Annotated in this window: 11 protein-coding genes; 6 read left to right on the top strand and 5 right to left on the bottom strand. The window is 67.1% G+C overall.

Annotation, left to right across the window (positions count from 1 at the left end; all coding sequences use genetic code 11):
• The first annotated feature begins 85 nt into the window (after nucleotides 1-85).
• The 4 genes from ASE48_RS28080 (at nucleotide 86) to ASE48_RS28095 (ending at nucleotide 5068) form a co-directional block, all read left to right on the top strand.
• A complete protein-coding gene (locus tag ASE48_RS28080; RefSeq protein ID WP_082614471.1) occupies nucleotides 86-709 on the top strand; it encodes a TetR/AcrR family transcriptional regulator in 624 nt (207 codons plus the stop codon).
• The gene (locus ASE48_RS28085; protein ID WP_057170433.1) at nucleotides 706-1839 is read left to right on the top strand and encodes an alpha/beta hydrolase; all 1134 of its coding nucleotides are present in this window, start codon (nucleotides 706-708) and stop codon (nucleotides 1837-1839) included. The genes ASE48_RS28080 and ASE48_RS28085 overlap by 4 nt, the downstream gene beginning before the upstream one ends.
• Nucleotides 1815-2780 (top strand): 2-hydroxyacid dehydrogenase, encoded by a 966-nt coding sequence (locus ASE48_RS28090; RefSeq protein ID WP_235571623.1) that lies wholly within the window; start codon nucleotides 1815-1817, stop codon nucleotides 2778-2780. Before ASE48_RS28085 ends, ASE48_RS28090 begins: the two co-directional genes overlap by 25 nt.
• 86 nt (nucleotides 2781-2866) lie before the next feature.
• On the top strand, nucleotides 2867-5068 hold the full coding sequence (locus tag ASE48_RS28095; protein WP_057170434.1) for an acyl-CoA dehydrogenase: 2202 nt from the start codon (nucleotides 2867-2869) through the stop codon (nucleotides 5066-5068).
• Nucleotides 5069-5147: 79 nt separating this feature from the next.
• Here ASE48_RS28095 and ASE48_RS28100 read toward each other — a convergent pair whose 3' ends face one another.
• The gene (locus tag ASE48_RS28100) at nucleotides 5148-5927 is read right to left on the bottom strand and encodes an SDR family NAD(P)-dependent oxidoreductase (protein WP_057170435.1); all 780 of its coding nucleotides are present in this window, start codon (nucleotides 5925-5927) and stop codon (nucleotides 5148-5150) included.
• Nucleotides 5928-5967: 40 nt separating this feature from the next.
• Entirely contained in the window at nucleotides 5968-7650 is a 1683-nt protein-coding gene (gene fadD2 / locus ASE48_RS28105) for a long-chain-fatty-acid--CoA ligase FadD2 (RefSeq protein ID WP_057170723.1), read from the bottom strand.
• Nucleotides 7651-7705: 55 nt separating this feature from the next.
• Here fadD2 and ASE48_RS28110 point away from each other — a divergent pair, with 55 nt between their 5' ends.
• Together ASE48_RS28110 and ASE48_RS28115 are read left to right on the top strand one after the other, a co-directional pair.
• On the top strand, nucleotides 7706-8959 hold the full coding sequence (locus ASE48_RS28110; RefSeq protein ID WP_057170436.1) for a DNA polymerase domain-containing protein: 1254 nt from the start codon (nucleotides 7706-7708) through the stop codon (nucleotides 8957-8959).
• A gap of 233 nt (nucleotides 8960-9192) precedes the next feature.
• Nucleotides 9193-9615, top strand: coding sequence for an STAS domain-containing protein (locus tag ASE48_RS28115; protein ID WP_057170437.1), 423 nt, complete (start codon nucleotides 9193-9195; stop codon nucleotides 9613-9615).
• 171 nt (nucleotides 9616-9786) lie between these two features.
• On the opposite strand, the gene ASE48_RS28120 is transcribed toward ASE48_RS28115, so the two are convergent.
• The 3 genes from ASE48_RS28120 to ASE48_RS28130 are packed head-to-tail and all read right to left on the bottom strand — an operon-like array spanning nucleotide 9787 to nucleotide 11547.
• Nucleotides 9787-10182 (bottom strand): cupin domain-containing protein, encoded by a 396-nt coding sequence (locus tag ASE48_RS28120; RefSeq protein ID WP_200962278.1) that lies wholly within the window; start codon nucleotides 10180-10182, stop codon nucleotides 9787-9789.
• Nucleotides 10183-10198: 16 nt separating this feature from the next.
• On the bottom strand, nucleotides 10199-10927 hold the full coding sequence (locus tag ASE48_RS28125; RefSeq protein WP_057170724.1) for an SDR family NAD(P)-dependent oxidoreductase: 729 nt from the start codon (nucleotides 10925-10927) through the stop codon (nucleotides 10199-10201).
• Between the two features lie 17 nt (nucleotides 10928-10944).
• Nucleotides 10945-11547, bottom strand: coding sequence for a sigma-70 family RNA polymerase sigma factor (locus ASE48_RS28130; protein WP_235571625.1), 603 nt, complete (start codon nucleotides 11545-11547; stop codon nucleotides 10945-10947).
• Nucleotides 11548-11604 lie beyond the last annotated feature (57 nt).

Consider the following 11604-nt stretch of genomic DNA (forward strand, 5'->3'; position numbering starts at 1 on the left):
AGGCTTGTGCAGCTCTGGCGCAGATCTGAATCTGAATCTAACATCAGATTCAGATTCGATCAACGAACTCCGGGGAAAGGGTTCCGTGACCGCACGGGTAGAGCTGCCCACCGCACGCGGGCGTCAGACACAGGCCGCCATCGACGCGGCAGCACGAACGGTTATCGCGCGCAAGGGAATTCTGGCCACCACCATCGCCGATATCGCCGCCGAGGCGGGCCGTTCCACCGCGTCGTACTACAACTATTACGACTCCAAGGAGGCGATGGTCCGGGAGTGGGCCGTCCGATTCCGCGATGAGGCCCGCGAACGCGCCATGGCCGCCGCCGAACCCGGTCTCACCGATGCCGAGCGCGCACACGCCGCCGCCGCCGCGCACTGGAACACCTATCGACACCGGCTCGCCGAGATCATCGCCGTTTCGCAATTGGCCACGGTCAACGACGATTTCGCGCAGTACTGGGCCGACATCTGCGCCCTGCCGATCGCCCTGGTCACCAAGATGGTCCAGCGGGCCCAGCGCAAAGGCTGCTGCGCAGGCGATGACGCGCACCTGATCGCCGTCGCCCTGGTGTCGATGCTGAACCAGTTCTGCTACACCCAACTCTCGGGTACCGGAGCCCAGACCGCCGACGACGACGCCTGCGTCGCCACCCTGGCCGCGATCTTTCACCGGACGATCTATCACAAGGAGATTGCGCAGTCATGACGTCGAAAGGCCCGACGCCGGGGGTCACCCGGGAATTCGTCGGAACGGACTCCCCGACCGCGCGCCGCGCCGGCGCCGGCGGGCACCCGTGCCAGGGTCTGTATCACCGCGGGGTCGGCCGCAAACCCAAGGTCGCGGTGATCGCCACGCACTATCAAATCGACTTCTCCGAGCACTATCTCGCCGATTACCTGGCCACCCGCGGGATCGGGTTCCTCGGGTGGAACACCCGCTTCCGGGGTTTCGAGAGCACCTTCCTGCTGGACCATGCGCTGGTCGACATCGGCGTCGGGGTGCGCTGGCTGCGGGAGACACAGGGCATCGAAACCGTGGTGCTGCTGGGCAATTCCGGTGGCGGCTCCCTGATGGCGGCCTATCAGGCCCAGGCTGTGCACCACCACGTCACCCCGCTCGACGGGATGCGCCCGGCGGCGGGTCTCACCGACCTGCCCGCGGCCGACGGCTACGTGGCCAGCGCCGCGCACCCCGGCCGTCCCGATGTGCTCACCGCGTGGATGGACGCCTCGGTCACCGACGAGAATGACGCGCTGGCCACCGATCCCGACCTCGACCTGTTCGGCGCGCGCAACGGCCCGCCCTACTCGAGCGACTTCATCGCCCGCTACCGCGCCGCGCAGATCGCCCGCAACGAGGCCATCACCGACTGGGCGGAGGCCGAGCTCACCCGCGTGCGAGCCGCCGGGTTTTCGGACCGGCCGTTCACCGTGCTGCGCACCTGGGCGGATCCGCGGATGGTCGATCCTGCACTGGAACCGACGAGGCGTCAGGCCAACATGTGTTACGCCGGACCCCCGGTCAAGGCCAACCGGTCCGCCTACGGCATCGCAGCCGCGTGCACGCTGCGCAACTGGATCGGCATGTGGAGCCTGCGGCACGCCCAGACCCGGGCCGAACCTCATCTGGCGCTCATCGACTGCCCGGCGCTGGTCATCAACGCCGACCAGGACACCGGCGTCTACCCCTCGGACGCCCAGCGCATCCACGACGCCCTGGGTAGCGACGACAAGGCGCTGTTGTCGATCGACACCGACCACTACTTCACCACGCCGGGTGCGCGCAGCGAGCAGGCCGATACCATCGCCAAGTGGATCGCGAAACGGTGGCGCTGAGAGTTCTCGCCCACTTCACCCCCGGCCAGAAAGTACTCGATCTCGTTGCCGCAGAATCGGATTGGCTGCACGTTCGGTGGTGCGCCGAGGACGATGACACCACCCTGGAGCGCGAGCTGCCCGACGCCGAGGTGATCTGGCATGTGCTGCGACCGCTGTCGGCCGGCGATCTGGAGCTCGCAGTGAACTGCCGGCTGGTGCACAAGCTGGGCGCCGGGGTGAACACCATCGACGTCGACGCGGCGACACGCTGCGGTATCGCGGTCGCGAACATGCCCGGAGCGAACGCCCCGTCGGTCACCGAGGGCACCCTGCTGCTGATGCTCGCCGCGCTGCGCCGGTTGCCCGTCCTGGACCGCGCCACCCGCGAGGGCCGGGGCTGGCCGTCGGATCCGAGTCTCGGTGAGACGGTCCGCGACATCGGCGGGTGCACGGTCGGGCTGGTCGGCTACGGCAATATCGCCAAGCAGGTCGAGACGGTGCTGAGGACGCTGGGCGCGCGGGTGCTGCACACCAGCACCCGCGACGACGGCCACCCCGACTGGCGGCCGCTGCCGGCACTGCTCGCGGGAAGCGACATCGTCTCGCTGCACCTACCACTCACCTCGGCGACCCGGCACCTGATCGACAAGGACGCGATGGCGCTGATGAAACCCGACGCCGTGCTCGTCAACACCGCGCGCGGGCCGATCGTCGACGAGGAAGCACTGGCCGCGGCGCTGCGGGAGGGCCGCCTGGCCGCCGCCGGGCTGGACGTCTTCTCCACCGAACCGGTCGAGCCCGGCAATCCGCTGCTCGGCCTGGACAACGTGGTGCTGACGCCACATGTCACCTGGTACACGGTCGACACCATGCGCCGCTATCTGGAGGTCGCGGTGGACAACTGTCGCCGGTTGCGGGGCGGCCGGGAGTTGGCCAACGTGGTAAACCAAGTCAGCTAGGCCACTGGTGTGGCCCCTGTCACCGCGGGGTACCCTCGAAACCCAACCGACCGGTTAATAGGGAAGTTGCCCCATGGAGGTTAAGCGTGCCCATCGCGATCAACTCTGAACACAATGACCTGGCCGATTCGGTCAAGTCGCTGGTAGCCAAAGTCGCCCCGGCAGATGTCCTGCACGCGGCGCTGGAGACACCGATCTCCAATCCCCCGCCGTACTGGAAGGCCGCCGCCGAGCAGGGCCTGCAGGGCGTGCACCTGTCCGAGGACGTCGGCGGCCAGGGCTTCGGCATTCTGGAACTGGCGATCACGCTGGCCGAGTTCGGTTACGGCGCGGTGCCGGGACCCTTCGTCCCGTCGGCCATCGCCAGCGCCCTGATCTCCGCCCACGACGCCGAATCGCCACTCCTCGGCGGCCTGGCGTCCGGTGACACCATCGCCGCCTACGCGATCGACTCCGGCCTGACCGCCACCCGTCAGGGTGACAAGCTCGTCATCCGCGGCGAGGTGCGCGCCGTGCCGGCCGCGGCGCAGGCGTCGCTCCTGGTCCTGCCGGTCTCGATCGAGAGCAGCGAGGAGTGGGTGGCGCTGGACGCCGACGCCCTGGAGGTCGAAGACGTCAAAAGTCTCGACCCGCTGCGCCCATTGGCGCACGTGCGCGCCAATGCGGTCGAGGTCGGCACCGATCGGGTGCTGTCCAACCTCAGCCGCGACCACGCCAGGGCGCTCATCACCACGCTGCTGTCGGCCGAATGCGTCGGCGTCGCCCGTTGGGCCACGGACACCGCGACCGAGTACGCCAAGATCCGCGAGCAGTTCGGCCGGCCCATCGGTCAGTTCCAGGCCATCAAGCACAAGTGCTCCGGCATGATCGCCGAGACCGAGCGGGCCACCGCCGCGGTCTGGGATGCCAGCCGCGCGATCGACGAATTCCATTCGGGTTCGGCTGGCGGCAGCGAGGATTCGAAGTACGCCTTCGCCGCCGCGGTCGCCGGCACGCTGGCCCCGGTTGCCGCTCAGCACACCGCCCAGGAGTGCATCCAGGTGCACGGTGGTATCGGCTTCACCTGGGAGCACGACACCAACGTCTACTACCGCCGGGCTTTGGTGCTGGCGGCTTCGTTCGGGCGGGCCGCCGATTACCCGCAGCGGGTCGTCGACACCTCGACCGCCAACGGTCTGCGCAAGCTGGACATCGACCTGGACCCCGATACCGAAAAGGTCCGCGAAGAGATCCGCGCCGAGGTCGCCGGCCTGAAAGCCATTGCGCGCGAAGAGCGCAACGCGGCAATCGCCGAGGGCGGCTGGGTGCAGCCGCATCTGCCCAAGCCGTGGGGCCGCGATGCCGCACCGATCGAGCAGATCATCATCTCCCAGGAGTTCTCCAGCGGGCGGGTGGCCCGGCCGCAGATGGGTATCGCCGCCTGGATCATCCCGTCCATCGTCGCCTACGGCACCGATGAGCAGCAGCAGCAGTTCCTGCCGCCCACCTTCCGCGGCGAGATGATCTGGTGCCAGCTGTTCTCCGAGCCGGGCGCCGGCTCCGATCTGGCCAGCCTGACCACCAAGGCCACCAAGGTCGACGGCGGCTGGCGCATCACCGGCCAGAAGATCTGGACCACCGGCGCGCAGTACTCCCAGTGGGGCGCACTGCTGGCCCGGACCGATCCGACTGCGCCGAAACACAATGGCATCACCTATTTCCTGATCGACATGAAGTCGCCCGGCGTGGAGGTGAAGCCGCTGCGCGAGCTCACCGGTGACGCCATGTTCAACACGGTGTTCATCGATGACGTCTTCGTGCCGGACTCGATGGTGCTCGGCGAGGTGGACCGCGGCTGGGAGGTCAGCCGCAACACCCTCACCAACGAGCGGGTGTCGATCGGTAGCGCCGAGCCGCCGTTCCTGGCCAGCCTGGAGCAGTTCGTGGAGTTCGTGCGTGACGGTCAGTTCGACCAGATCGAGCAGAACCACGCGGGCCGGCTGATCGCCGAGGGCTACGCGGCCAAGGTGCTCAACCTGCGCTCGACGCTGCTCACGCTGGCCGGGGGCGATCCGATGCCGGCCGCGGCGATCTCCAAGCTGCTGTCCATGAAGACCGGCCAGGGTTACGCCGAGTTCGGCGTCTCCTCATTCGGCACCGACGGCGCGATCGGCGACAAGGAGCAGGATCCGGGCAAGTGGGCGGAGCGACTGCTGTTCAGCCGGGCCACCACGATCTACGGCGGTACCACCGAGGTGCAGCTCAACATCATCGCCGAGCGTCTGCTCGGCCTGCCCCGCGACCCGTAAACCCTCTGCGCGAGCAGACACGAATGGCCCCCAAATCGCTTGATTTGGGGGCCATTTGCGACTGCTCGCGGGAAGTACGTCAGGGCAGGATCGCGTCGACGTACCCGCCGTCCACGCGCAGCGCACCACCGGTGGTCGCCGAGGCCAGCGGGGACGCCAGGTAGGTGACCATGTTGGCGATCTCCTCCGGCTCGATCAGCCGCTGCAGCAACGACTGTGGACGGTGCTTGATCATGAACTCGCGCTGCGCCTCGTCCCACGGCACCGACTTGTCCACCAGCTGGTAGACGAAGTCCTCCACACCGGCGGTGTGCGTCGGCCCGGCGATCACGGAGTTCACCGTCACGCCGGTGCCTGCGGCATCCTTGGCGAAGCCGCGGGTCACCGCGAGCAGCGCGGTCTTGGACACCCCGTAGTGGATCATCTCGGCCGGGGTGACGATCGCGGAGTCACTGGCGATCTGAATGGCTCTGCCCCAGCCCTTTTCGGTCATCGAGGGCAGGTAGGCACGGATCAGCCGGACCGCCGAGAGCACGTTGACGTCGAAGTAACGCCGCCACTGTTCGTCGGTGACCTCCCGGGCCGGCACCGCCTCGAAGATGCCGAGGTTGTTCACCAGCACATCGACATCGGGGAACTTCTCGACGACGGCGTCCGCACCGGCGGCGTCGGCCACGTCCGCGGCCACGCCGATGGCATCACCGCCGATCGTGGCGACCGCCTCATCGACCCTGGACTGGGTCCGGCCGTTGACAATGACCCGCGCACCGGCCGAGGCCAGCCCCTGCGCGATGGCCAGGCCGATGCCCTGGGTGGAGCCGGTGACGAGTGCGGTCTTGCCAGATAGGTCGATATTCACGCCGTAGTACTACCCCTACGGCGCCACCGCTATTCCCCGGCTAGTCGTCGACGGAGATCTCGCGCAGCTCGCGCTTGAGGATCTTGCCCGTCGGGTTGCGCGGCAGTTCGTCGAGGAAGATGACCTCACGCGGCACCTTGTAGCGGGCCAGGTTGTCCTTCACATAGGCCTTGATGACGTCCTCGTCGACGCTCGCACCCTCCACCTTGACGACGAAGGCACGCAGCCGGTGGCCCCACTCCTTGTCCTCCACGCCCAGCGCGGTGGCCTCGATGACCTCCGGGTGACCGCTGATGAGGTCTTCGACCTCGGCGGGGAAGACGTTCTCGCCGCCGCACACGATCATCTCGTCGTCGCGCCCGGAAACATAGAGCAGTCCGTGCTCGTCGAAGTAGCCCACGTCACCGGAGGACAGCATCCCGTCGATGATCTGCTTACCGCCGCCGCCGGTGTAGCCCTGGAAGGGGAAGGTGTTGCGCACGAAGATCCGCCCGACATCGCCCTGCGGGACTTCACCGCCGTTGTCGTCGAGGATCTTTACCGTGATGCCCTTGACCGGCGGGCCGACGGTCGCCGGGTTGATGGACAGATCCTTGGGCCGCGCGATGGTCGCGAACGCGATCTCGGTGGAGCCGTACAGGTTGTAGATGATCGGCCCCAGCTCGCGCAGCGCCCGGCCGGCGAGTTCGGCGCCCAGCTGGGACCCGGAGACGAAGGCGATCCGCAGGCTCGACAGGTTCGGCTTGGGCTGCATCTTGTCGAGTTCGTCGAGCATGCGCGACAACATCACCGGGACCACCACGATGCCGGTCACCTTGTGCTTCTCGATATCGGCGAACACGGTGGCCGGTTTGAACCGACGGCGCAGGACCAGGGTGGTGCCCAGCATCATCGCGATGGTGGCGTGCAGGAAGCCCAGTGCGTGGAACATCGGCGCGGGCAGCGAGGTCACCTCGCCGGACTTGAACGGGACGTGGGACAGCACGCCGCCGATGGGCGCGAGCGACGGCGGCGTGCTGCGGTTGGCGCCCTTCGGGGTGCCGGTGGTGCCGCTGGTCAAGATGATCACCGACGAATGCTTGGTCACCTTGGGGGCGGGCTGCTTGCTGCTGCGCGCGATCAGGTCGGCCAGGGTGTCATCGGTGGAACCCGAGGGCTCATCCTTGTCGGGGTTGGTGGCCAGGGCCCGGAATTTGCCCAGCGCCGGGTCGGCCTGCGACACCGCGGCGGTGTACTCGTCGTCGTAGATGATGATCTGCGCGCCCTCGCGCTCGGAGACCTCTTTGATCTGCGGCCCGGAGAACTCACTGTTGAGCAGGATGATCCGGGCGCCCACCCGGGCCGCTCCGTACACACCGACCAGGAACCAGCGGTGGTTGCGGATCAGCAGCGCGACACCGTCGCCGCCCTTGACGCCCTTGGCGCGCAGCCCGTTGGCCACCGCGTGGGCGGCACGATCCAGCTCCCCGAATGTCATCTCGCCGTCGTCGTCGATGATGGCGACGGCGTCGGGATGGCGACGGGCGTTGAGCGCCGGGATCATCCCGAACTCGCCCCAGCGCCGGATATCGGCGAGCATGGCGGCCATCGCCTGCGGCGACTCGAGCCGCAGGGCTCCCGCCTCGAACATCTTGCGCGCGTAATGCAACTCTGCGGCGCCGCGGCTGAGGTATTGCTGGGCCTTGGCCGCTGCCTGAGCGGGCAGGTCTGTGAGACTGGGCATGAACGCCACAATATGTGACGGGTGTCGAGTCGCGGCAGATAACTACCATGGCCGTATGGGCGCTTCGGCCGGCAGTCGCAGGACGCTGGAGGTCGGCGGGCGCGAGGTCTCCGTCAGCAATCCCGGCAAAGTCATCTTTCCCGGCGCCGACGGGCGGGCCGATGTCACCAAGAGCGACCTCGTCGACTATTACCTGGCCGTTGCCGATGGCGCGCTGCGCGGTGTGCACAACCGGCCGATGATCCTGAAACGGTTCGTCAAGGGCATCAGCGAAGAGGCGATCTTCCAGAAACGTGCCCCCGAGAAGCGTCCGGACTTCATCGACGTGGCCGAGTTGAAGTACGCGTCCGGGACGTCGGCCAAGGAAGCGGTGATCACCGAGAACGCCGGCCTGGTCTGGGCGGTCGGTCTGGGCTGCATCGACTTCAACCCGCACCCGGTGCAGGCCCAGGATCTGGAACACCCCGACGAGCTGCGGGTCGATCTGGATCCGATGCCCGGAGTCGACTGGGGCCAGATCCTGGCCGTCGCGGCGGTGGCCCGTGAGGTGCTCGAAGATCACGGCCTGACCCCGTGGCCGAAAACCTCGGGTTCCCGCGGATTCCACATCTACGCGCGAATCCACCCGCATTGGCCGTTCAAGCAGGTCCGGCTGGCCGCCGAGACGGTGGCCCGGGAGGTGGAGCGGCGGGCGCCCGACCTTGCCACCGCCCGGTGGTGGAAGGAGGAACGCGGCGCGCGTGTGTTCGTCGATTTCAACCAGAACGCCAAGGACCGCACCGTCGCCTCGGCCTATTCGGTCCGCGCCAAGCCAGACGCCCGGGTGTCCACCCCGCTGTACTGGGACGAGGTCGCCGATTGCCTGCCGGAGGCGTTCACCGTCCGCACCGTGCCGGCCCGTTTCGCCGAGATCGGCGATCCATGGGCTGATATGGATGCCCATCCCGGTGATCTGACCGAACTGCTGGAACTCGCCGAGCGGTTGGGGCCCGCGGAGAAACCGCCCGGCAAGAAGAGCGCCGACGGGCGCCGCGCCTCACAGATGCCGTTGATCGAGGTCGCCCGGACCAAGACGCGCGACGAGGCGATGGCGGCGCTGGAGTTGTGGCGGAGCCGCCATGCCGAGGCGTCCGAGCGGCTGGAGCCGGTCGACGTTCTCATCGACGGGATGCGTGGTCCGAGCTCGATTTGGTACCGCGTGCGGATCAATCTGCAGCACGTGCCGGAGGGCATCCGCCCACCCCAGGAGACCTTGATCGCGGACTATTCGCCGTGGGATGGATATTCGGGAAATCAGTTCAAACGCTGACCCTGAAATTTAGGCTACTCGACGGTACGGTTTACCCGCCGTTTCGGGTAATTAAACTCATCGCCGAAAAGCGTTGCAGCACAACGGCTTACATTTCGCTCAGCGAAACCTTACCCGGCTCTCAGACTATCTTCTTAGCAAAGTCTCAATCACTACTCCCCGGTACCTTAAATTCGGCCGATAACTTCGGTGATATCGAGAACGACAGGTCAGAACCAGAAGGGAGGCAGAACATGACGATCGCATTCCGCTACGGCAACCCGGCGGTCAAGTGCGACGGCGCCGAACTGCGAGCTCAGTGCCGCCACCTCGCGATGGTGGTGACCGTCTCCGGTGTCATCGATGACGACAACTTCGATCGACTCACCCACAAGGTCCGCCGACTGGTCCTCGCGGAGAAGCCGTTCGCACTCGATCTGAGTGACGTGACGTTCCTTTCCGCGCGTGGTGTGTCTCTCCTCTACGCCCTCGATGATGAGTGCGATATCGCCGGAGTCGAGTGGGCGCTCATCGCGAGCCCCGCGGTCCTCGACGTCCTGCGCATGCTCGACGACGCATTCCCCATCACGGTCTCCGTCCCAGAGGCGCTGCACCACTTCGCCGAGGGCACTCTCGCCCGGCGCCGGCTGCTCCCACTCCTGCACAAGACCGCATAACCAGAAAGGCGGAACACATATGCTGCTCGATGTTCGCTGGCTGACCGCTCTGATGGGCCGTCACCGCAAGCCCGCCCGCTAGGGTCCCTACTTTTCCGAGTTGAGCCCTCCCACCGCCAGGTGGGAGGGCTCAACTCGTTTCTGACGACTCCCTTTTCGACGATGTCGCGGTCAGGCCTGCGCCTGCCACCGTCGGTCTCTGCGCTGCCCCAATTCCTCTGGGTCGACCAGTTCCAGCATCGGCCGGCCGGGCACACACATCATCGTCACGGTGAACTTGCTCGGGATGTCGGTGCGGTTGTTGCCGTCGCTGTAATGGATGACATCACCACCCGGCTCCCAGAACGCCTCGCCGGCCTTCACCACACGCGGTGACTCACCCTCCAGTTCGAACAGCATCTCGCCCTCGATGACGTACCCGAAGGCGGGCCCGGGGTGCCGGTGTGGCGGCGTTCCGGGGTCACCGGGCGGGAACTCGATGACGACGGTCATCACGTGCGCCCCGGGCGGGATGTCGGGCTGCGCCTCCTGCAGAACGGTCAGCGCCGTCTTCCATGCATCAGACATGTCAGCTCTCCTGTCTCTAGGCGGCAGCCCCGCCGCCATCGGCGTGCAGGGTCAGTCCGGTGACGAAACTCGATGCGCCTGAAGCCAGGAACAGCACCGCCTGTGCGATCTCGGCGGGTTCCGCGGTGCGGCCCAGTGGCAGGGTCCGTCCCAGTTCGTCATTGGTGTCACCCCATTCGGCGACCACCCCTTCGGTGTTCGTCGGTCCGGGTGCCACCGTGTTGACCCGCACACCGCGCGGACCGAACTCGGCGGCCCAGGTGCGGGTCAGTGACTCGACCGCGGCTTTCGAGGCGCTGTACACCGACGCGCCCGGCACCCCCTTGGACGCCACCATCGAGGTGACGTTGATGATGCTGCCGTAGCCGCGGTCCAGCATTCCCGGAACCAATCCGGCCACCAGGAAGTACGTTCCCCGGACGTTGGTGTCGAACGTCGACTCGAAGGAGACCACGTCCTGTTCCACGGTCATGGCGCCGGGGAAGGTGGCGGCGTTGTTCACCAGGATGTCGACCCGTGGATTCTGTTCGACCAGCGCCGCGATCGATGTGAGGTCGGACATGTCGGCTTGAATGAAGCGGACCTTGCCATCGATGGCGGCCGCCGCGGCCTCGCCCCGCTCCCGGTTGCGCCCGGTGATCAGCACCGTGGCTCCCGCGGCGGCCAGCAGTCGCGCACAAGCCAGCCCGATACCGGCCGTGCCGCCGGTCACCAGAGCGGTCTGTCCGGTCAGTTCCTTTGTCATGTCGTGCATCTCCTTTTTCATGCGGAAACCTGTTCGAGCTGAACGCGGCCCATGCCGCGTTCGCGGGCGACGCCGGCCAGGGTGGCGCGCAGTTGAGCGCGGCCGCGGAACACCCGGGACATGACGGTGCCGACGGGGGTGCCCATCACCCGGGCCGTCTCGGCATAGGTCAGTCCCTGCACGTCGGCGTAGTAGAGGGCGATCCGGAAACCCTCCGGAAGTTCGTCGAGCGCGGCCTTGATGTCGGCGTCCGGGAAGACGTCCATCACCGCGGCCTCCGCCGACGGGGTGCTGCGCATCAAGCCGGCGGGCAGGTCCAGATCGGCAACCGACTCGACCGCGTACTCCGCCGGGCGTCGCTGCTTCATCCGGTAGCCGCTGATCCAGCGGTTGTGCAAGATGCGAAACAGCCAGGCGTTGAGATTGCTGCCGGGCTCAAACCGGCGGAAACCCATGAATGCGTGCATGAGGGCGTCCTGCAGCAGGTCCTCGGCGTCGGCCTCATTGCGGGTCAGCCGGCGGGCACCCCGCATCAACACGGGCCGCAGCGGCGCGGTGTCACGTTCGAAACGCGCGGCCAGCTCGGCATCGGACTCGGTGACGGTGCTGATGAGTTTCACGGTTCCCAGATTTGTCCCTCCCGCCCCCGGGCGGACCCTTGGAAACCCGTAGTCAGC

Origin of the sequence: Mycobacterium sp. Root265, from assembly GCF_001428895.1 — a bacterium.
In the GTDB taxonomy this organism is placed as follows: domain Bacteria; phylum Actinomycetota; class Actinomycetes; order Mycobacteriales; family Mycobacteriaceae; genus Mycobacterium.